Below are 18,731 nucleotides of genomic sequence, written 5' to 3' on the forward strand. Positions count from 1 at the left end.
GACGAATTCGGCCATGGCTAACCGTGCCTATAGCACGCCCATCTACACATGGGCATTCCGTATCGCCTGTACAAGCCTCCCTGCGCTCCTTGCGCCTATCTTCATCGCGCTGGCGATATTATGGCTGGCAACACCTGACCCGGTTGCATCCGGTGACGCAGCATTGGCGCTGGAGGCCGTGCGATGAGCGCCCCGACAACCCTCGAAGCCGCCTACTCTCTGGAATGGAATGCAAAATACATCCGCCGCGCAACCGCCGTGGCCGATGCGCTTGCTCACTTTGCCGCTGATGAAGGGGGCACAGGCCGGAGCGGAAATGCGGACATCGTAGCCGGAGGGGTTCTTTTCCTGTCCTCATACCTTGGGATGATTGCCGCCGAGGCAGAGAGCAACGCCACAGCCTTCAAGGGAGATGCACAATGAGCAAGATCCCCGCAGGCTTCTGCGCAAACCAAGCCGTAACCTTGGACGGCATCCAGAACGCCCTGATGATGCTGATGGGCGAAATTTACGAGCACATGGATGAAGGGCATGACCCGGCCCCCACGCACAATGACTGTGCAGGCTGGGGCGATGGCCTGTCATGGCTGGTCAAATCCATTGGCCGGGTTCGTGATGAACTTCGGGAGGTGCAGTCATGAAAGACATCATGCCCCTTACCGGTTTTGAACATGAAACCGTCATGAACCTGAGAACGCCAAGCGTCATTCTGAATGATGCCAGAAAGCTATCAGGGCTGGTTGTGGCCGTGGCCGAAAGCGGCGTTGGCGACGGCCGCGATATCACCGAACCAGAAGCTCTGCTGTGGCTGGCCCACCGCCTGCAGGACAAGCTGGATCTTCTGGCCACGCTTTCGGACTCAGATGATGTGCCCGGCTGGATGCAAAAGGAGCAGTCGGCATGACCACCCCTATTCAGGCCGCGACAATCGCCGCCCTAAGTTCCGACCGCTGCTGCTGGAAGAAACCGACCTTCGACGCCGGGCTGCCACACAGCCGGAGGTATATGCGGGCTTGGCGCAAAGTCAGCAAAACCAAGGCGCGAGGCATTCAGGATCTGAGCTGCAAGGCCCGGCTGGTCCTGCTGAACACAGAAGACCCGAACAGCATGGAAGCCAGTCTGGCGCGTGACGTGCTGGCAATGAGCGGAGGGCGGCATGGTTAAGCGGACTTCCGCGGTAAGGCGCCGCAAAACCCCTCTGGCCACACCTGACCGGCTGGACAGGGTTCAGAACGCAAGCTGGGAACTGGGCGCCATTAGCGAGTGTCTTGCCGCCATCGGGCGTGATCTGGAACTTGCGCCCTCCGCCCAGAAGCTACCAGCGGGCGGGACAGGGAACGCTCTGAACTGGCTTGCCACTGAAATTGACCGGCGCTGCGCGCTGATTGACGAGGCTTTATTATGACTAGAGGCCGTGCAGAAAGCAGTACGCGGATGTCAGCAACGCGCCAAATGGCGCTGCTAATATCCCGCTCTGTAACATTTTGTGATAATGTCAGAAATACCCTGGGAAGCTCGTTCCTCTCAGGCCATCCAGAGCCCGAAAGTGATATTGCTTTTGATATCAAAAGACTATCACCATTTTGGCGGATTTTTACACCAAAATTGGCAACCTGTTGCTGCTCGTCCGCAGTTTCCTGCCGCTCTCTCTTTTGTTCGGTGCCTAGGTGTGAATCCGCACAAGGGAATAGCTTGGGACATATATGCCTCTAAAATGGCCTCAGTTCACCGTGGAGTTAACCGAGCGGTTAATGCGGTGCGTATACAGCGACTACGCAGCCGAACGCCACACAGCGCGATTTAAGTGGATTTAGAGCTAACGCAGAACTTGGCAGAGCGATTAGAGACTGCCATTAGAGAGGGAGAGAGAACATTTTGAATACGGCGCTCTGATTCCCCTCTCATGAATCGGGGCCACCAAAAGAAAAACCGCTCAGGGTGCTGGTAACACCCGAAGCGGCTTTTCAGAAGTGGTAGCGCCATTGCTGAACGGAACGGGGGTTAACCGTGCGTGTAAGCAAGGACACAAAGCCTTTTGGAACCGGCTTGTGACTTTTCCTTACATGTACCTCTGGAATAGGACAAATCGGAAATTCGCTTCATGCGGCATTTCTTAGTTCTAGCCACCTCTCCGTTCAGCCCTTTTAACTGGCTGAATGGACGCAACATGACTTCAAAAAACCAAGACTTACTCACACTTACAGACGCTCTTGCTGAGCTTAATCGCGCCCGGCTGCGGAAAGATGCCAATGCAGGGATGTACGCTCCCTCAACAGGATATGGGTATGCCTCCACAGGTCGGATTCCTGCTGAACGGAAGGGGCGACACTATTACGTGCGCCGCTCGGATCTCCCGCTCATTGCTGCCCGGCTCCCCGCTGGCCGCCGCCGCTCCCCCTCCGCAGCGTAAAGGAGAAGGGACTGATGAGCACAGCACCCACTCCGCAAGACGTTCCGCATTACGTTTCTGTTGAGGCGTGGTCTCAGCGCACCGGCATGTCCCGCACTGACACCTATCGCAAACTTGGTGAAGGCACCTTGAAGGCCAAGAAAATAGGGCGGAAAACTGTCATAGATTTTCGAGCGGGCATGGCGTGGATTGAATCCCTGCCGGACGCTGAGGTCATTACAAAATAAAACAGCCACCCGCCTTTCTGGGGGTGGCTGCTTTTGTTCTGCATAATGAAGAAGCGCAGTCTTCTTATACAGGATTCACAAAGCATCGCGCAACAGAAAGGCGGCTGGTTCCTGATGCAGGACAAGCACGCATGGCATATCCAAGTCGCTTACACCCGGACTCCGACCGCGCCGGTGCAATAGACTTCCCGGCAGTGAACCGCGCCGCCCTCGGGGCACTCCCCGCCCTTCTGGGGCGGTGGCTGCCTGACGGCAAAAAGCAAGGGCACGAATGGGTGGCCCGCAACCCGAAGCGGGGCGACCGCAAGCCCGGCTCTTTCAGCGTCAATCTGAACACTGGCCGTTGGGCTGATTTCGCAGAGGCTGAGGCGCGCGGAGGGGATGTCATTTCCCTTGCCGCCTATCTGGCTGGTGTTACCCAATACGAGGCGGCCTGTGAGCTGGCGAAGATGCTGGGCCTGAAAGGGGGTGCTGAATGAGCACACCCCCGAACATTCCGGCTATGGCCTGCGTGAATGAGGCCGGGCTTTTCAGCCCCCTGACAGATGCTGAGAAAAAAGCTGCTCTTGCCCTGAGCTCTCAGAGCAACATGTCGGGTGAGGTCTGGGAGCCAATGACCCCAGCGGCCACCGAACCAGAAATGCCCCGCAGCGCAACCGCCTTATGGGTTTACCGTGACGCAGAGGGGCGGCCACTTTATGCGCGCTTCCGCAAGGAAGATGAGATCGGCAACAAAGTCGTGCTGCCCCTCACCTACGGGCACCGCATCTGGACTGACGGGAATGGGAAACGGCGTGACGTCACCGGCTGGCACTGGAAGCAGCCCGCCAAGCCTCTTCCCCTATATGGACTTGGCCGACTGGCCGCCATCCCTGACGCTCCCGTTCTTCTGGTGGAAGGTGAGAAAACCGCTGATGCGGCCCGTGACCTGTTTCCTGATCTGGCAGTGCTCACCAGCGGAGGCAGCACGTCCGTCAGTTCTGCCGACTGGTCGCCTCTTGCTGGCCGCCGCGTCACGATCTGGCCTGACAACGATGCGCCGGGGGAGAAATACGCCCAGGCCGCGATTGATGCCCTCCGCAATGCGGGAGCCCAGTCTGTCCATATGGTGAAAGTGCCCGATGGTCTGCCGGAAGGATGGGATCTGGCTGACGATCTGCCAATGGACATGACGCAGGGCGGTGAGACGCCCTCTCTGGAAATCCTGCGTCCGCTGGTAGATCAGGCTCCACAGGCAGAATCAAACGTGAAGATGCCCCCCGGTTACAGCATGACTTCCCGCGGGCTCTATTTCACGCCTGAACCCTCTGGCGAACTTCCTCCTTCGCCAGTCTGGGTCTCAGCCCCGTTCGAGGTGATTGCCGAGACCCGAGATGAAGGCGGCATGGGATGGGGGTTGCTGATTAACTGGCTTGATCGTGACAAGCTCTATCATCAATGGGCCATCCCCAAAAAAATGGTTCACGGTGAAGGGAAAGACATTGCGGGAGAGCTGGAAGATGCTGGCCTCAACTGCAACATTTCAGCAACCCGCCACCTCCGGCAGTTCATTGCCTCTGTTTATACAAAAGCGCGCTTACGGTGCGTGACCAGTTCGGGCTGGCACAAAACGGAACAAGGGCCCGTTTTTGTCCTGCCCAATGGCATTACGCTCGGCGCTGGACGGAGGGCTGTTGCATTCCAGACAACCCGCGCCGCATCAGGCTCGGAATACGCCACGGCCGGGACGCTGGAGGAATGGCAAAAGCAAATCGCAGTTTACGCCAGCGGGAACAGTCGTCTGTTATTTGCACTCTCCATCGCATTCTGTGGCCCGCTTCTGGATATTCTGGGGGAGCAATCCGGCGGGTTTCACATCATCGGCAAAAGCCAGTCGGGAAAATCGACCGCGCTTTATGCTGCCGGTTCCGTCTGGGGTAAAGGGGACCGGGACGGCATGGTTCGCTCATGGCGAGGCACCAGCAATGGCACGGAGGGTATTGCGTGCGAGACTTCCGACACCCTGCTCATACTGGATGAAATGGGACAGGCAGACAGCCGTGAAGTCGGTGGCATCACCTATATGCTGGCAAACAACACCGGCAAGCAAAGGGCGGGTCGTAATGGGGAGGCCCGCGCACGCAAGACGTGGCGCTCCCTCTTCCTTTCCACAGGCGAAGTAACGCTTGCGACCAAAATGGGAGAAATCGGGCGCCGGGCCATGGCGGGGCAGGAAGTGCGGCTGGTCAGCATACAGGCCGACGCAGGGGCCGACATGGGGCTGTTCGAAACTCTGCACGGTCTGCCTTCCGCTGGCGAACTGGCCGACCATATCCGCCGGGCAGCCCGCACCTGCTACGGGACAGCCAGCCGTGCCTATCTGGCCGCACTGGTCAAAGAGCGGGATGACGATGAGCCCGGCCTGACTGACAGCATCAAGGGGCTTGTGGACAGGTTCGAGGCTGACTGTCTGCCTGCTGGCCCAGCGGATGGGCAGGTGCGCTCTGTCGTGCGGCGCTTCGGGCTGGTTTCCGCCGCGGGGGAGCTGGCTGTGGCCTATGACGTTTTGCCATGGGGCCGGGGCGAGGCCACGCGGGCAGCAAAAGCCTGTTTCCAGTCATGGCTGGAAGAGCGCGGCGGGACCGATGCAGCAGAAGACCGTGAGGCAATAGAGCAGGTCCGGGCCTTCATAGAGCAGCATGGGGAAAGCCGCTTTGCTCTTTTAGGCGGTCCAGATGGTGAGGTTGAAAACTTCCACAGCCGCACCGTCTCCCGTGTTGGCTTCCGGAGACTGACAGACACGCCTGATGGCAGCCAGTGGGAATATCTGGTCCTCCCTGAGATGTGGCGGAAGGAAGTCTGCAAGGGCATCGACCCCAGCCGCGCGGCCAAGGTGTTGCGTGATGCCAATTATCTTTTGCCCGGCAATGGCAAGAACATGACGCGCACTCAGAGGATTCCGGGAGAAGGACGCCTGCGTGTGTATGTGGTGTCCGGCTCTATCATGGAGGGAGAGGCAGCATGATGCGCTCCACCCAAACCCGGGAAGCTCCGTCCTGTCGCGACTGGCACGACTGCGTTTTTGGTAGGTCGTGCCAGAACAACATGCAGGAAAATGGCGGGAAACCAGTCTTTTTCGCACGTGTCGCGACCGTCGCGACCGGCACGACCGTTTTTTACAACATCCGGAGGGCTTCGGCATGGTGAGCAAAGCACTATCCGGCTTGATGGACTGGGCTGACGGATTGCCAACACCCCATGACAGTTCTTCAGCCCCACATGGAACCTCTCCCGCGCCGCACACAGACGCCGCAGCACTGATTAAAGAGGTGGAATGGCTTGGCTGTGAGATTGTGCTTGCAGATGGCAGGCCGGTCATACGGGGCGACAAAGCAGCAATCACCCCTGAGCTTCTGGATTGCCTGAAAGCTGCGCGTGCGGAAATCGTGCAGCACCTGACAGAACAGGCCCCCTCAATCAGTGCCGACGCTACCATGAGCGTACCTGATGCCCCCAAAGACAGCCCTTCCGGTGAACTCGAGCAATCAGGAATCCGACGGGATCCGGACACGGGAAAGCTCTACCTCTTCGGAGGGCCGGACTCGCGCTGGCTGAAAGAACAGGGCTGGGAATGGAATGACCAACGCCGTCGCTTCATGGCTCCTTTCCCTCAAGACCGGGAAGACCCTCCGCCCCGCTTCATCATCACAGCCAGCCCCGTGAAGGCAGACCATCGCCTTCATGCAGATGGTCCCTGCTCCCTTTGCGGCTTCACGCACTGGTGGCGAAAGGCCGGTGACACGTCAGAGGGCTGGACCTGCTCCATATGCCACCCGGCGCCGGAGGGCATCGTCACCATTACACCCCAAGCTCTCCTCACTCAGAACAGTCTGGACGCCACAGCATGAACATTTCCTACACAACCGCCTCTGCCGTTCCTGGCATCATCGCTGACCCCGCGACGCTGGACCCGCAGGCCGTCCGCTGTCTGTGGATGCGCCCGGTTCTGGACAAGGACAGTAAAGCCGCCTTCCTCCCCTCCGTGGTTTTCAAGGACGGCACGAATTGTCCACTGGCCTGTGAAATGAATGATCTTCACGCCCGCCAGTTCTGTCAGCGCCTCTCTGCCATCTATGACTGGCCAGTAAAGGATGGTCGCGTTCTGGAAGCCAGCGCGGAAGTCGCGGCAGATCGTGCCTATGCCTCCCTTGATGAGGGCGACCGTATGGAGAAAGACGGGCAAGGCTGGGTGAACGTGCCGGGGATGGGCCGCATGGCCGCCATACTCGCACATGATGCTGGCTTGCCCTTTGGTGTTGCCATTGAAGGTGTGACCGGGAAACTGGCGCTCCTGTTCGCGAGGATGGAAGAGCAAGCAGCAATGCAGCCGCATGTTGTTAAGAAGAACCTGCGCGCTGCCACAGAAGCCGCTTGCAACAAACTGACAGAACTCTATGCCGACGAGCAGCGCGGCCCCGGAGCCTCTGAGTTATCGCCTGAGCGTCTGGGTGTGATAGTGGCGGATTACCACCATGCAAAAGGCAGCACGGACGAAATCTTCCAGAGGGGCCTGACCGCAGCGCTTGAGGCCGGAACAGAAGCATGGGCAAGCCAGAAGAACAGCCCCACAGAAATAGAGCATAAGACTATGGCGGTTCTGGATGCAGGCATCCTGCACTGGTTCAGGCTGACGGGCCGAAAGGTCGTGGGAGACTGAACAGAAACCACAGCCAAATATGTATGGGGTCTTCTCACAAGGAAGGCCCCTTTTTTATGTGTTTATGAATAAGAGTGTCCCTACCTAAGAAGGCAATTGGATAGGCGACCGCATTTATTCGTTTTTTCTATATCAATATACAGATTATACATCTAACCCTTCCCCTCTCACCCTGCCTCCTGAAAGCCTAGCGATCGTTTTAAGAGGGGGAATAAGAGGGGTAAAATTTCCCATACATCATCTAATGCATTGTTTTTATTTGGGAATTTATCGTGTGATGGCGGAGAGGGAGGGATTCGAACCCTCGGAACTATTGCTAGCTCAACGGTTTTCGAGACCGCCCCGTTCGACCGCTCCGGCACCTCTCCGTTGGCCCGGCTTATAAGCAGGGATTTTCAGGCGTGCAAGCAGAGATCCGAGACACGTGTAAGTTCTTGTTGACGAGCACGGGACTCTCCCCGTAAAAAGCCGCACCACTCCACAAAGATGGAGCCATGCCGCCAGTGCGGCCAAGGAACAAAAAGCGACCAGACCCTTCGCCTGCGCCTGTGCCGCGGATGGTCAAGAGATCGGAAAGAGAGACAGGTTTTATGTTCGCAGTTATCCGCACCGGCGGCAAGCAGTATCGGGTTGAGCCCAACATGGTGCTCAAGGTTGAAAAGCTGGAAACCGAAGCTGGTGCCACCATCACCTTTGATGAAGTTCTTGCCGTAGGTGGCGAAGGCTCCGTGACCATTGGCGCCCCCACAGTTGCTGGCGCAAAGGTGACGGCAACCGTCATCGCTCAGGACCGCCTCAAGAAGGTCATCATCTTCAAGAAGCGCCGCCGGCAGAACAGCCGCCGCAAGAATGGCCACCGCCAGCCGGTTACCGTTCTGCGCATTCAAGAGATTAACGCCGCCTGAGCCCCTTAAGGGTTCGGCTGGTTAGACCAAGGAGGACTTAGGTCATGGCACAAAAAAAAGCAGGCGGTTCATCCCGCAACGGGCGCGACAGCGCCGGACGCCGTCTTGGCGTTAAAAAATTCGGTGGCGAACAGGTTATCGCTGGCAACATCATCATCCGCCAGCGCGGCACGAAGATGAAGCCGGGCGCTAACGTTGGTGTTGGTCGTGACCACACCATCTTCGCTCTGGTTGACGGCAGCGTTCGCTTTGAGCGTCGCGCCGAAGGCCGCGTCCACGTTTCCGTGGATGCGCTGCCGGCAGCTGCTGAATAAGTTTTCAGCACGCTCCACCACGCGTTTTTCCCGTGGCCGGAATGGCAAGGGGCCGGTCCTCACGGATCGGCCCCTTTTCATGTTCAGGCGTTGAAAGTATCCCATGAAGTTTCTTGATCAGGCCAAAATCTACGTCCGCTCAGGCGATGGCGGAGATGGTGTCACCGCGTTCCGCCGGGAAAAATATATTGAATTCGGCGGCCCGGATGGCGGCAATGGCGGTCGTGGCGGCGATATTGTGTTTGAAGCCGTTCCCAACCTGAATACGCTGATCGACTTCCGGTACACCCAGCATTTCCGCGCCCGCAAAGGTGGTAACGGGGCTGGCTCTGACCGTACGGGGGCTGCGGCACAGAACGTGGTGATCAAAGTGCCCATCGGCACGCAGATTTTTGACGACGATAAAGAAACCCTGCTGGCTGATCTGGATGAAGCTGGCAAAAGCATCACCCTCTGCCGGGGTGGTGATGGCGGCTTTGGGAACGCAAACTTCAAAAGCAGCACCAACCGCGCGCCGCGCCGGTCTGACAAAGGCTGGCCGGGTGAAGAACGCTGGGTCTGGCTGCGCCTGAAGCTGATTGCCGATGTCGGGCTGGTCGGCCTGCCCAATGCCGGGAAATCCACCTTCCTGTCTGTTGTATCCGCAGCGCGGCCAAAAATTGCGGATTATCCCTTCACCACCCTGCACCCCCAGCTGGGCGTTGTGCGCCTGTCCATGACAGAAGAATTTGTGGTGGCGGATATTCCGGGCCTGATTGAAGGCGCGCATGAGGGCACAGGGCTGGGAGACCGCTTTCTGGGCCATGTGGAACGCTGCGCCGTTCTGCTGCACCTGATTGACGGGGCCGCGGGCGACGTTGTGGAGACCTGGCGCACCATCCGTCACGAACTGGCGGCCTATGGTGGCGGTCTGGCGGACAAGCCGGAAATTATCGCCCTGAACAAAAATGATGCCATGACCCCGCGAGAGGCTTCTGCCCGCAAACGCGCACTGGAAAAAGCCAGTGGCGCGCCGGTCATGCTGATCTCCGCCGCAACACGGCAGGGTGTTCCGGAACTGCTTCGCGCCATTCAGACGCAGGTTACGGCCATCCGTAAGGATGAAGAAGACCCCGCATAACCCTGTACGCTCCCCCGGGAGCCCGTGACAGACTACTGGACGATTTCCATGACCGGACGCCCCGCCAGCCCCTCCCTTTCTTCAGCCCGCAGGCTTGTCATCAAGATAGGCAGCGCGCTGGTGGTCGATCCGGAAAGAGCCGCCCCACGGCAGGCATGGCTGGCCAGTGTTGCGGAAGATATCGCGCTACTCCGGCGTCATGGCACGGATGTGACCGTCGTCTCCTCCGGTGCGATTGCGCTGGCCCGCCACACGCTGGGGCTGACCCATGGCGCGCTCCGCCTGCCGGAAAAGCAGGCCGCGGCGGCTGTCGGGCAGATCAGTCTGGCGCAGGCATGGAGCCAGGCGCTCTCCACACAGAGTCTGACAGCCGCGCAGCTTCTGCTGACCCCGGATGATACAGAAGACCGCAAGCGGTATCTGAACGCCCGCGCCACGCTGGATACGCTGCTGGGGCTGGGCTGCGTGCCGGTGATCAATGAGAACGACACCATTGCCACAACGGAAATCCGGTTTGGGGACAATGACCGTCTGGCGGCCCGCGTCGCCCAGATGACGGGGGCTGATCAGCTTGTTCTGCTGTCCGATATTGACGGCTTATATACAGCCGACCCCCGCACAAATCCGGATGCCAGACACCTGCCGGTGATTGAAGCCATGACGCCGGAGATTGAGGCCATGGGGGGTGAACCGCCTCCGGGCTATTCGTCCGGCGGGATGCGCACCAAACTTCTGGCCGCCGGAATTGCCACCCGCTCCGGCTGCGCTATGGCCATTGCCCTTGGCAAACAGAATCACCCGCTGCGCGCCCTGCTGGACGGCGCGCGCTGCTCATGGTTCCTGCCGCAGACCTGCGCGCAGACAGCCCGCAAACAATGGATTGCCGGAAGCCTGACCCCCGCGGGTGAAATTATGATTGATAACGGCGCGGCAGATGCCCTGCGTCATGGTGGCTCCCTGCTGCCAGCCGGTGTGCTGGGCGTCAAAGGGGACTTCACGCAGGGGGATCTGGTGGTTGTAACGGATAATGGCGGCCGTGTTCTGGCACGGGGCCTGTCCGCTTACGATGCCGATGATGCCCGCCTCATTGCCGGGCATCGTTCATCAGAACTCGCGGAAATTCTGGGATGGCAGGGGCGCGACGAGATTATCCACCGGGATGATCTGGTCGTCGTCTAAAAGACGCGCGTCTCAGGGGAGGAGCGTGCTCTCCTCCGCGCCTCAGAAGTCCGCAGGTCTGCGGGAGGGAAAGTTGAGCACAGGCTCAGAACGCCCGTTTGTTTCATCATAAGAGCGGTTGACCCGTGGCTCAGCAGCCTGTTCCGCCGGACGCAGAAAATCCGGACGGTACGGTGGCTGGTCGGCATCTGGTGCGCGGTAGCGGCGCATGGCGTCGGCCAGAGGCTCCTGCCTGCCGGAGGCGTCTTTCTGCGATTCATGCCAGGGCATGACGCGCCGTCCGGACACCTCACGCGGTTCCGGCTCCAGATTGGGCGCAGGCGGCGCATCGCGGCGCGGCTCATACGCATCAGAAACTTTTGGGGTCCGCAGCGGCGTCAGCACCGGTGCTGAAAGAATGGGAGAGGGCCTGACAGGCTCGGGCGGGTAGATTTCCTCCACCTGCACCCCTTCTGGCACCCCTGCCGACATGGGCGGGCGGTTCTGCGCTGTCTCCTGCGCGGGCCGGGCCCCATTCCCCTGCCACGTCCCTTGCGCTGCCCCCTGCCCTGCGGCCAGACGCATGGCCATAGCCCGCAGTTCGGCCTGCATTTCCCGCGTTTGCAGCTCCAGCTCCATCAGACGGCCTTTTACGCCAAAGACGGCAAACGGCATCATCAGAAACGCGAGCCCGAAGACGATAACAAGCGCTATCACCAAAAGCTGCGCCCAGAGCGGCATCCAGTCTGGAAAAACCACAGACATCATTTTTACAGACCCCACACGGCAGGAACCCACACCGCGCCAGCCTGCTCCGCAAAAAAAAGGAGCTTACTGCCCGGCATGGGGTTGATTAAATTTCCAGGATTACATTCCCAGCGCGCGACGATAGATATCCAGCAGGGTTTCCTGCTCTTCCACTTCACTCGGCTCCTGCTTGCGCAGACGGATGATCTGCCGGATGACTTTAACATCAAACCCGGCGGACTTGGCTTCCGTGAAGATATCCTTGATATCGCCGGCAAGGGCCTTGCGCTCTTCTTCCAGACGCTCGACCCGTTCGATGATGCTTCTCAGCCGGTCAGCGGCAATGCCACCCACGGCTGCATCGTCACCACCGGAAAATCCTTCGGTATCCATGCTCCAGTTCCCCCGTTTCCAGTCCGTGTTCAGGGCCTGAGTGCGGCAGGCCTTCCGCCCGCCACGCCCGAACACCAAAGGCGCGGGCTTATCGCGAGCCGCCCGCGCGGTCAATTACCTTGACAGTCAGAAGCCTTATGGACAAACCCTCTGCCACAACGCTTTCCCGACTACCCCGTTCTTGGCTGCACACTCACGGGGAAGAAAGTCTTTGTTTGGGGCTTTTCGAGGGCACCCACACTCCTGCGAAAGTACTATGGCTATGGCGCACATCAACCGGATTGATCCTTTCGATTTTATTATCTTCGGCGCCACCGGCGATCTGACAATGCGCAAGCTGCTGCCTGCGTTTTTACAGCGGTTTCATGCGCAGGAATTTCAGGATGATGCCCGCATCATCTGCATTGCGCGCTCCGCCCACTCCCCTGACCAGTACCGTGAACAGGTGCGGACTGCCTTAAAGGAATTTGCTCCCGCCGCCGCACGGGACGCGGAAACACTGAACAGCTTTCTGGGGCTGATACAGTATGTCGCGCTGGACGCCACTCAGGAGGGCAGCGACTGGAGCGGACTGGAAGGCATCCTGTCCGACCCGCAGCGCACGCGAGTCTTTTATCTGGCAACCAGCCCGGCCCTGTATGCGCCGCTCTGTGCAGCGCTTGCCGGGCATAGCCTGATTACCCCCATCACCCGCGTCGTGCTGGAAAAACCCATCGGGGTTAATCTGGAAACCGCTACGGAAATCAATGACGGCGTGGGCCGGTTCTTCCCCGAAGAGTCGATCTACCGGATTGACCATTATCTGGGGAAAGAGGGCGTCCAGAACATTCTGGCCCTGCGGTTTGCCAACCCGGCGCTTGAAAAACTCTGGTCCTCCGATGCGATTGCGCATGTGCAGATTACTGCCGCTGAGACCGTCGGCGTGGGCAAGCGTGGCCCCTATTATGACGAATCCGGCGCACTGCGGGATATGGTGCAGAACCACCTGTTGCAGGTGCTGTGCATGGTCGCGATGGACGCTCCGGCCTCCCTTCAGGCGGATGATCTGCGGAACGAAAAACTGAAGGTGCTCAACGCCCTGCGGCCCATGACGCCGGATATGGTGCGGCACAACGTCATTCGTGGGCAGTATACCGCTGGCCGTATTGATGGGCAGGACGTGCCAGGTTACGCCGAGGATCTGGCACAGGACCGCGCCAGCAATACGGAAACCTTTGTCGCGATCCGCACAAAAATCCGTTCTTCGCGCTGGGGGAATACGCCCTTCTACCTGCGCACCGGCAAACGTCTGGCCGCCAAGACGACGGAAATTGTGCTGCAATTCCGCCCGCAGATGTGGCCCATTTTTACTAATACGCCTTCCCCCGGCCGGCTGGTTATCCGCATCGCGCCGAATGAGGGGCTCTCACTGGTTCTGGCCAGTAAAGACCCCGGCGCAGGCGGCTTTCGGGTGCGCAATGCCGCTCTTGATATGGCGTATGAGAACCAGTTTACCATCGAGTATCATGATTCTTACGAGCGCCTGCTGCTGGACGCCGTGCGAGGTAACCCGGCTCTGTTCATCCGCCGGGATGAGGTAGAAGCCTCATGGCGCTGGATTGAACCCATTCTGGACTCATGGCGTCATGCCCTCTCCCCTCTGGAACCCTACCCCGCCGGGAGCTGGGGGCCCGCCTCAACCCGTGCCCTTCTGGCGCGCGATGGTGCCTTGTGGCATGAGGATATGCTGACATGACTGCAAACGCTCCCAAACCCACTCCTCCGCTCCGCGGGCCGTTCCGCAAACGCACGCTGCGCCAGCATGTTCTGCGTCGTCTGGCGCTGGTGGTGCCTATTTCCGTGCTGGTCATTGTGCTGGCCAAAACCGGCACGCTGGACACGCTGACGGACCGCTACACCTTCCGGCCGGAAAGCTGGTTTGATGATACGGCTCTGGTGCGCCACCTGCGCGTGATGGTGACGCATAATGGCATGACGCCCATCAAACCGGACTGCCTGCTGTTTATTGTGAACGGGAATGACCCGCCAACAGCCTCCCGTATTGATGTGATGCAGAAAACATCCGGCTCCTGCCCCGGCCCCAAAGGTGACCTGCCGAAGCTGTTCACCCTGCGGATTGACCGGATGAACCGCATCATCATGTCAGATCAGGGGTCGCCCAACGCTTTTCACCCCATACCCTGAAGGCTGGCCAGAACGCTTCTGTGAGTCTGGCCAAAGCAGACAGCAGCTTTCCCTCGCCTGTCTTTAATCTGCGTCCTGACGCTCCCGCAGCACTTCAGGCTGCAAATGCTTTGCGCAAGGCCCGCCCGCCCAGACGGAGTGCGGCCTTGCCATTGGGCATGAGCGCGTAAAAATTCAGAAATCCGTGCAGCGCACCGCGATAGCAGCGATACCGCACCGGCACACCTGCGGCCCGAAGCGCCTTTGCGTAGGCCGCGCCTTCATCCCGCATCGGGTCACATTCCGCCGTGATAATGACGGCAGGCGGCAGACCTGACAGATCGGGGGCAAGGCCCGGCACAAACCGGCGCGCCGTCCAGTCTTCCTCCCGCGCAATATACTGGTCCCCGTACCACTGCATGGAGGCACGGGAGAGAAAATAGCCCTCCGCGTACAACTCATGCGATGGAAAAACCTGCGCGCCATAGAGCGACGGATAGTACAGGACCTGCAACGCCGGAACCGGACCGCGCCCCGCCGCCCCCTCCTGCGCCAGCACAGCCGACAGATTCCCGCCCGCGCTATCGCCCGCCACAGCCACTTTCCCGCCCCAGAAACGGACTGAGACAGCCGCAAGCCAGCGCAGAGCAGCCTGACTATCCTCCACGGCGGCAGGATAAGGATGCTCCGGGGCCAGTCGGTAATCCGGCAAAAGCACCGCCGCCCCGGAAACCCGCGCCAGACGGCAACAGATGCCGTGATGCGAATTGAGCCCGCAATGCACAAACCCGCCCCCGTGCAGATACAGCACAGCGCCCCGCACCCGCCCGTAAGGCAGATAAAGCCGGGCCCGCATGGGGCCAGCCGCACCGGGCACGGAAAGAGAGAAAACTTTCCTGAGCCCCAGAGACGACAGGCGTATCGGGAAGGAGGGCGTATCCATCGCCTTGCGCAGCGCGACCAGAAAACTGGCCTGCTCCGCCGCTGCACCCCTCAGATTGTCCGGGGAACGCTCTGCCTTACTGGCCGCCACAGCCTCCGACCCACTCTCTGGCAGAATTTCCGGCATAATGTCTGGAACAGGCAGAGGATGCCGGAGTGCCTTTGCCCTGCGCCGGGCGGCCTGCCAGCGGATCCAGCCCAGCAGAAGGCGGGAGGAGACGTTGGGGCGGGCGGGAACAGCCTGAGCACTCTCAGGCTCTGCGGAAACTGTCATGGCGCCGAGCATATCCTATTCTCAGTGCAGGCCGATACGATTCCGTCACACTTGCCCCTTGACCTGCTGTGCCGCCCGACGCAGGGTGGCGCCGCCAGACGGTCGGACGGTCGCTGTTCTGCATTATGTGCAGGAGGGAGGAAAGTCCGGGCTCCACGGGAGAACGGTGCCAGCTAACGGCTGGCGAGGGTGACCTTAGGGAAAGTGCCACAGAAAACAAACCGCCTTCCGGGCGATGTTTCATGGGAAACCATGGGACAAAGCTGAAGGTAAGGGTGAAACGGTGCGGTAAGAGCGCACCGCTCTTCTGGTAACAGCGGAGGCAGGGCAAACCCCACCGGGAGCAAGACCGAATAGGAGCGGCGGAAACCTGCGAGGGTTTCAGGGGTTCTCCCGCCCCGCTGCTCGGGTTGGTTGCGCGAGGCACATCGTGAGGTGTGTCCCAGACGAATGACCGTCCAGGCTCTCCGGAGCTGGACAGAACCCGGCTTACAGACCGTCTGGCATTTCTGTTTCTGCCTCATTTCGGGCCGCAGCCAGCGCTGTGCAGCCAGTCTTTGCAGATATAACCAGAACATTTACAGAACATGGCATGGCAAAGTGTTGTTGCTCTCTATTTCAACATTGCTTTGCATCTTGCAGAACAGTTCTCACGAACTACTTCACAAATGGCAGTTTTCTGCTGTTTTTTCTGCCTTTTTAATTTGCGTCCCATAAAATCCCATGCTATCCCACAGAACACCATGCAGGTGGTGGAAGCGGCTCCGTTCCCCGCTGTTCTGCGAACGGAAAGGCCTGAATCAGAAGGACATCGTCTTACGTGAGTGTGTTTCTCGGCACGCATGAGAATCGGTTCGACGCGAAAGGTCGCGTTTCGATTCCTGCCGGATTCCGCACTGTTCTGAAGGCGCAGCATACGGAAGGCGATTCACTGGTGATCCTGCGACCATCCCATACAATGCCCTGCATTGAAGCGTGGCCTGCCGGAGCCTTCTCTCGCCTGACCCAGCCGCTGGACCGGCTGGATATGTTTTCTGACGAGCATGATGATCTTGCGGCAGCCCTGTATGCCGATGCGTACCCGCTTGATCCGGACCGCGAAGGCCGCATCATCATCCCCGATTTTCTGCGCGAACACGCTGGCATTACAGAAAGTGCCGTGGTGGCTTTTATGGGTGTTGGCCGCACCTTCCAGATCTGGGAGCCCGAAGCCGCACGCCAGCGCCGTGAGGACGCACGCCAGCGCTCCCGCCGCATCAGCATTCCCGCCGCACGCGATGGACAGGACGGAGGGGCTGCATGAATGCGCTGACATCTCCACCCGCCCTGCACGACGCCTCCGGCACACCCGCGCCGGGCCATGTGCCCGTTATGCTGCGTGAAGTGCTGGACACTCTGAAACCCGCCGATGGCGAGGCCATTCTGGACTGCACCTTTGGCGGTGGCGGCTACACATCCGCCATTCTGAAGCAGGCAGACTGCGCCGTCTGGGCTATTGACCGGGACCCGGACGCCATTGCACGCGGGCAGGCCATGGCCGCGGCTTTTGTGACTGAGGCGGGGCAGCCGCGCCTGCATATGCTGCACGGCGGATTTGGCAGCATGACGGACCTTGCGGCCGCAGCCCATGCTCCGGCGTTTGATGGCATTGTGCTGGACCTCGGCGTGTCCTCTTTCCAGCTTGATGAAGCCGAGCGCGGTTTTTCATTCCGCATGGATGGCCCGCTGGATATGCGGATGGCAAAAAGCGGCCCCTCCGCTGCGGATATCGTGAATAACGCGCCGGAAAGCGAACTGGCGGATATTTTCCATTTTTATGGGGAAGAACGGCATGCCCGCCGCGTGGCCCGCGCCATTGTGGCCGACCGCGTGGACACGCCGTTTGAAACGACTGCGCAACTGGCCGGGCTGATCCGCCGCGTGGTGCCCAGCGACCGGTCCGGTATTGATGCCGCAACCCGCTCTTTTCAGGGGCTGCGCATTGCCGTCAATGATGAGCTTGGCGAGATTGAGCGCGGCCTGACGCAGGCGCTTGATCTGCTGGCCCCCGGTGGCCGGCTGGTTGTGGTCTCCTTCCATTCTCTGGAAGACCGCATTGCCAAACGGGTGATGGCCACCGCGACCGGCAAAACCGCAAGTTTTTCACGTTATGACCCGCGTGCGGCATTGACGAAGGGGGATGAACCCGCCTTTATCGCGCTCACCGGGAGGCCCCTTCGTCCTGGTGATGCGGAATGCATTGCCAACCCGCGCGCCCGCAGCGCCCGCCTCCGCGCTGTGGAAAAACGCCCGACCGATATTTCCTCCTTCGGCAAAGGATTGATCCCATGATCCCCCGGCCCTTTACCTGCTGCTGCGCTGTCCTGGCCATTACTTCGGGATTTTTCCTTTATACGAAGAAGCATCAGACCACGCTTTTAGATCAGCAGATTTCCAAAATCGTGTCTGACACAGAGCGTGTGCGCGCACAGACCGCCATGTTGCGCACGGAATGGGCGCTGGAAAACCAGCCGGAAAGGCTCAGCCGTCTGGCCGAGCACCATCTGGCGGACCTGCACACCATGGACCCCGCGCAGTTTGTCCGCATGACGGATCTGGCGGCCCGCCTCCCCGCACCCGCAACAAAAGCACCGGTTGAAGACCCGCGCGCCGGCATGACCGCGGCAACGCTGGCCTCCGCTCAGTCTACCACGCCTGCGCCTGCCGCTTCCGCCCCCCCGGCATCTGCCCCCGCCGCCCGTCCGGCTGTGGTAGCGGTGGCCGATGTCAAACCGGCCCGCCCCGCCCCGGCTGCCCGCCGGGACCGTATTGTGGCGGATGAAGACACCGTGCCTGCCCCCCGTGCGGCTGTAACCGTTGCCGAAGAAGCACCGGCACGCGCCACGCCTGTTCTCCGCCCTGCGGTGCATCATGAACATGCACCCCGCCCGGCTGCGGACGATACGGATGACGTGGCTGTCCGCATGGCACAGCTCAGCGCCCCTGTTCCGGCCGCACGGCCTGCGGCAACGCGCCGCGCTGCGCCGTCCCAGATTGCGGAAGCCTCTTCGCGCAGCAGCCAGCCAGCCGCCCGCACGCCGGTTACTGTTGCAAGTGCTGCTGATGCACCGCAGCCTGTGCGCCATAGCACGCCTGCTCCGGTCCGTGTGGCTGCGGCAACGCCCAGAGCCTCTCTGGCGGACAGCGACGGGGATTCTCAGGTGCGCCATCCGCTGCCAGTCACGGTGGCAAGCTGGCATGCCACCCGGCAGCACCGGGCCGCAACGCCGTCCGCCGGATATGTTGAAGCCCGGGCCACATCCTCGTACAGCGGTGGCTCTCTGCTGAGCCACAGTGAAGATGCGCTGCCAGCCCCGGTGCCGATGACCAACTGATTTTTCCA

24 protein-coding genes, 1 tRNA gene and 1 other RNA gene are annotated in these 18,731 nt (G+C 60.2%); 22 read left to right on the forward strand and 4 right to left on the reverse strand.

The window, feature by feature from the left end; translation table 11 throughout:
• The first annotated feature begins 13 nt into the window (after window positions 1-13).
• The 12 genes from JK199_RS00415 (at window position 14) to JK199_RS00470 (ending at window position 7,333) form a co-directional block, all read left to right on the forward strand.
• Window positions 14-187, forward strand: coding sequence for a hypothetical protein (locus tag JK199_RS00415; RefSeq protein ID WP_212372963.1), 174 nt, complete (start codon window positions 14-16; stop codon window positions 185-187).
• Complete coding sequence (locus tag JK199_RS00420; protein ID WP_212372965.1) at window positions 184-423, forward strand: hypothetical protein; 240 nt, start codon at window positions 184-186, stop codon at window positions 421-423. Before JK199_RS00415 ends, JK199_RS00420 begins: the two co-directional genes overlap by 4 nt.
• Window positions 420-641: a hypothetical protein gene (locus JK199_RS00425; RefSeq protein ID WP_212372967.1), complete on the forward strand. Its 222-nt coding sequence runs from the start codon at window positions 420-422 to the stop codon at window positions 639-641. The genes JK199_RS00420 and JK199_RS00425 overlap by 4 nt, the downstream gene beginning before the upstream one ends.
• Entirely contained in the window at window positions 638-904 is a 267-nt protein-coding gene (locus JK199_RS00430; protein ID WP_212372969.1) for a hypothetical protein, read from the forward strand. Before JK199_RS00425 ends, JK199_RS00430 begins: the two co-directional genes overlap by 4 nt.
• Window positions 901-1,164, forward strand: coding sequence for a hypothetical protein (locus JK199_RS00435; protein ID WP_212372971.1), 264 nt, complete (start codon window positions 901-903; stop codon window positions 1,162-1,164). Before JK199_RS00430 ends, JK199_RS00435 begins: the two co-directional genes overlap by 4 nt.
• The gene (locus JK199_RS00440; protein ID WP_212372973.1) at window positions 1,157-1,405 is read left to right on the forward strand and encodes a hypothetical protein; all 249 of its coding nucleotides are present in this window, start codon (window positions 1,157-1,159) and stop codon (window positions 1,403-1,405) included. Before JK199_RS00435 ends, JK199_RS00440 begins: the two co-directional genes overlap by 8 nt.
• A 762-nt stretch (window positions 1,406-2,167) precedes the next feature.
• Window positions 2,168-2,410, forward strand: coding sequence for a MerR family transcriptional regulator (locus tag JK199_RS00445; RefSeq protein ID WP_212372981.1), 243 nt, complete (start codon window positions 2,168-2,170; stop codon window positions 2,408-2,410).
• Window positions 2,411-2,424: 14 nt separating this feature from the next.
• Window positions 2,425-2,637 (forward strand): MerR family transcriptional regulator, encoded by a 213-nt coding sequence (locus JK199_RS00450; protein ID WP_212373612.1) that lies wholly within the window; start codon window positions 2,425-2,427, stop codon window positions 2,635-2,637.
• A gap of 131 nt (window positions 2,638-2,768) precedes the next feature.
• On the forward strand, window positions 2,769-3,116 hold the full coding sequence (locus JK199_RS00455; protein ID WP_212372983.1) for a hypothetical protein: 348 nt from the start codon (window positions 2,769-2,771) through the stop codon (window positions 3,114-3,116).
• Window positions 3,113-5,641: a DUF927 domain-containing protein gene (locus tag JK199_RS00460; protein ID WP_212372985.1), complete on the forward strand. Its 2,529-nt coding sequence runs from the start codon at window positions 3,113-3,115 to the stop codon at window positions 5,639-5,641. The genes JK199_RS00455 and JK199_RS00460 overlap by 4 nt, the downstream gene beginning before the upstream one ends.
• A gap of 175 nt (window positions 5,642-5,816) precedes the next feature.
• A complete protein-coding gene (locus JK199_RS00465) occupies window positions 5,817-6,524 on the forward strand; it encodes a hypothetical protein (RefSeq protein ID WP_212372987.1) in 708 nt (235 codons plus the stop codon).
• A complete protein-coding gene (locus JK199_RS00470; RefSeq protein ID WP_212372989.1) occupies window positions 6,521-7,333 on the forward strand; it encodes a hypothetical protein in 813 nt (270 codons plus the stop codon). Before JK199_RS00465 ends, JK199_RS00470 begins: the two co-directional genes overlap by 4 nt.
• A 278-nt stretch (window positions 7,334-7,611) precedes the next feature.
• On the opposite strand, the gene JK199_RS00475 is transcribed toward JK199_RS00470, so the two are convergent.
• A tRNA-Ser gene (locus JK199_RS00475) sits at window positions 7,612-7,701 on the reverse strand.
• Window positions 7,702-7,923: 222 nt separating this feature from the next.
• Here JK199_RS00475 and rplU point away from each other — a divergent pair.
• The 4 genes from rplU (at window position 7,924) to proB (ending at window position 10,851) form a co-directional block, all read left to right on the forward strand.
• A complete protein-coding gene (gene rplU, locus JK199_RS00480; RefSeq protein ID WP_025825227.1) occupies window positions 7,924-8,238 on the forward strand; it encodes a 50S ribosomal protein L21 in 315 nt (104 codons plus the stop codon).
• Between the two features lie 44 nt (window positions 8,239-8,282).
• Window positions 8,283-8,552 (forward strand): 50S ribosomal protein L27, encoded by a 270-nt coding sequence (gene rpmA, locus JK199_RS00485; RefSeq protein WP_043553668.1) that lies wholly within the window; start codon window positions 8,283-8,285, stop codon window positions 8,550-8,552.
• Between the two features lie 103 nt (window positions 8,553-8,655).
• Window positions 8,656-9,672: a GTPase ObgE gene (gene obgE, locus JK199_RS00490; protein WP_086655673.1), complete on the forward strand. Its 1,017-nt coding sequence runs from the start codon at window positions 8,656-8,658 to the stop codon at window positions 9,670-9,672.
• Between the two features lie 48 nt (window positions 9,673-9,720).
• Window positions 9,721-10,851 carry a glutamate 5-kinase gene (gene proB, locus JK199_RS00495; RefSeq protein ID WP_212372991.1) on the forward strand — a complete coding sequence of 377 codons (1,131 nt, stop codon included), beginning with the start codon at window positions 9,721-9,723 and terminating at the stop codon, window positions 10,849-10,851.
• 42 nt (window positions 10,852-10,893) lie between these two features.
• On the opposite strand, the gene JK199_RS00500 is transcribed toward proB, so the two are convergent.
• Entirely contained in the window at window positions 10,894-11,598 is a 705-nt protein-coding gene (locus JK199_RS00500; protein ID WP_212372993.1) for a hypothetical protein, read from the reverse strand.
• Window positions 11,599-11,697: 99 nt separating this feature from the next.
• Window positions 11,698-11,970 carry a DUF2312 domain-containing protein gene (locus tag JK199_RS00505; RefSeq protein ID WP_025825221.1) on the reverse strand — a complete coding sequence of 91 codons (273 nt, stop codon included), beginning with the start codon at window positions 11,968-11,970 and terminating at the stop codon, window positions 11,698-11,700.
• Window positions 11,971-12,232: 262 nt separating this feature from the next.
• Between JK199_RS00505 and zwf the strand changes: the two genes are divergently transcribed.
• Together zwf and JK199_RS00515 are read left to right on the forward strand one after the other, a co-directional pair.
• On the forward strand, window positions 12,233-13,705 hold the full coding sequence (zwf, locus tag JK199_RS00510; protein ID WP_212372995.1) for a glucose-6-phosphate dehydrogenase: 1,473 nt from the start codon (window positions 12,233-12,235) through the stop codon (window positions 13,703-13,705).
• Window positions 13,702-14,154 carry a hypothetical protein gene (locus JK199_RS00515; RefSeq protein ID WP_077931323.1) on the forward strand — a complete coding sequence of 151 codons (453 nt, stop codon included), beginning with the start codon at window positions 13,702-13,704 and terminating at the stop codon, window positions 14,152-14,154. The genes zwf and JK199_RS00515 overlap by 4 nt, the downstream gene beginning before the upstream one ends.
• A gap of 94 nt (window positions 14,155-14,248) precedes the next feature.
• Here JK199_RS00515 and JK199_RS00520 read toward each other — a convergent pair whose 3' ends face one another.
• Window positions 14,249-15,349, reverse strand: a complete 1,101-nt coding sequence (locus JK199_RS00520; RefSeq protein WP_244984785.1) for an alpha/beta hydrolase — start codon at window positions 15,347-15,349, stop codon at window positions 14,249-14,251.
• Between the two features lie 94 nt (window positions 15,350-15,443).
• Between JK199_RS00520 and rnpB the strand changes: the two genes are divergently transcribed.
• From rnpB to ftsL, 4 genes are all read left to right on the forward strand, one after another.
• Window positions 15,444-15,857: RNase P RNA component class A (rnpB, locus tag JK199_RS00525), an RNA gene on the forward strand.
• A gap of 312 nt (window positions 15,858-16,169) precedes the next feature.
• Complete coding sequence (gene mraZ, locus JK199_RS00530; RefSeq protein ID WP_025825215.1) at window positions 16,170-16,652, forward strand: division/cell wall cluster transcriptional repressor MraZ; 483 nt, start codon at window positions 16,170-16,172, stop codon at window positions 16,650-16,652.
• Complete coding sequence (gene rsmH, locus JK199_RS00535; protein WP_077931321.1) at window positions 16,649-17,680, forward strand: 16S rRNA (cytosine(1402)-N(4))-methyltransferase RsmH; 1,032 nt, start codon at window positions 16,649-16,651, stop codon at window positions 17,678-17,680. Before mraZ ends, rsmH begins: the two co-directional genes overlap by 4 nt.
• Window positions 17,677-18,723, forward strand: a complete 1,047-nt coding sequence (ftsL, locus tag JK199_RS00540) for a cell division protein FtsL (protein ID WP_212372999.1) — start codon at window positions 17,677-17,679, stop codon at window positions 18,721-18,723. Before rsmH ends, ftsL begins: the two co-directional genes overlap by 4 nt.
• Window positions 18,724-18,731 lie beyond the last annotated feature (8 nt).

The sequence above is a fragment of the Acetobacter persici genome, assembly GCF_018256955.1.
Taxonomy (GTDB): domain Bacteria; phylum Pseudomonadota; class Alphaproteobacteria; order Acetobacterales; family Acetobacteraceae; genus Acetobacter; species Acetobacter persici.

Coding starts and splice junctions, on each gene's coding strand:
- JK199_RS00415 (WP_212372963.1), top strand. CDS start 14: ATGGCTAACCGTGCCTATAGCACGCCCATCTACACATGGGCATTCCGT.
- JK199_RS00460 (WP_212372985.1), top strand. CDS start 3,113: ATGAGCACACCCCCGAACATTCCGGCTATGGCCTGCGTGAATGAGGCC.
- JK199_RS00470 (WP_212372989.1), top strand. CDS start 6,521: ATGAACATTTCCTACACAACCGCCTCTGCCGTTCCTGGCATCATCGCT.
- proB (WP_212372991.1), top strand. CDS start 9,721: ATGACCGGACGCCCCGCCAGCCCCTCCCTTTCTTCAGCCCGCAGGCTT.
- rplU (WP_025825227.1), top strand. CDS start 7,924: ATGTTCGCAGTTATCCGCACCGGCGGCAAGCAGTATCGGGTTGAGCCC.
- JK199_RS00430 (WP_212372969.1), top strand. CDS start 638: ATGAAAGACATCATGCCCCTTACCGGTTTTGAACATGAAACCGTCATG.
- JK199_RS00425 (WP_212372967.1), top strand. CDS start 420: ATGAGCAAGATCCCCGCAGGCTTCTGCGCAAACCAAGCCGTAACCTTG.
- JK199_RS00465 (WP_212372987.1), top strand. CDS start 5,817: ATGGTGAGCAAAGCACTATCCGGCTTGATGGACTGGGCTGACGGATTG.
- JK199_RS00500 (WP_212372993.1), bottom strand. CDS start 11,598: ATGATGTCTGTGGTTTTTCCAGACTGGATGCCGCTCTGGGCGCAGCTT.
- JK199_RS00455 (WP_212372983.1), top strand. CDS start 2,769: ATGGCATATCCAAGTCGCTTACACCCGGACTCCGACCGCGCCGGTGCA.
- JK199_RS00520 (WP_244984785.1), bottom strand. CDS start 15,349: ATGACAGTTTCCGCAGAGCCTGAGAGTGCTCAGGCTGTTCCCGCCCGC.
- rsmH (WP_077931321.1), top strand. CDS start 16,649: ATGAATGCGCTGACATCTCCACCCGCCCTGCACGACGCCTCCGGCACA.
- JK199_RS00515 (WP_077931323.1), top strand. CDS start 13,702: ATGACTGCAAACGCTCCCAAACCCACTCCTCCGCTCCGCGGGCCGTTC.
- JK199_RS00450 (WP_212373612.1), top strand. CDS start 2,425: ATGAGCACAGCACCCACTCCGCAAGACGTTCCGCATTACGTTTCTGTT.
- JK199_RS00420 (WP_212372965.1), top strand. CDS start 184: ATGAGCGCCCCGACAACCCTCGAAGCCGCCTACTCTCTGGAATGGAAT.
- JK199_RS00505 (WP_025825221.1), bottom strand. CDS start 11,970: ATGGATACCGAAGGATTTTCCGGTGGTGACGATGCAGCCGTGGGTGGC.
- ftsL (WP_212372999.1), top strand. CDS start 17,677: ATGATCCCCCGGCCCTTTACCTGCTGCTGCGCTGTCCTGGCCATTACT.
- rpmA (WP_043553668.1), top strand. CDS start 8,283: ATGGCACAAAAAAAAGCAGGCGGTTCATCCCGCAACGGGCGCGACAGC.
- JK199_RS00435 (WP_212372971.1), top strand. CDS start 901: ATGACCACCCCTATTCAGGCCGCGACAATCGCCGCCCTAAGTTCCGAC.
- JK199_RS00445 (WP_212372981.1), top strand. CDS start 2,168: ATGACTTCAAAAAACCAAGACTTACTCACACTTACAGACGCTCTTGCT.
- zwf (WP_212372995.1), top strand. CDS start 12,233: ATGGCGCACATCAACCGGATTGATCCTTTCGATTTTATTATCTTCGGC.
- obgE (WP_086655673.1), top strand. CDS start 8,656: ATGAAGTTTCTTGATCAGGCCAAAATCTACGTCCGCTCAGGCGATGGC.
- JK199_RS00440 (WP_212372973.1), top strand. CDS start 1,157: ATGGTTAAGCGGACTTCCGCGGTAAGGCGCCGCAAAACCCCTCTGGCC.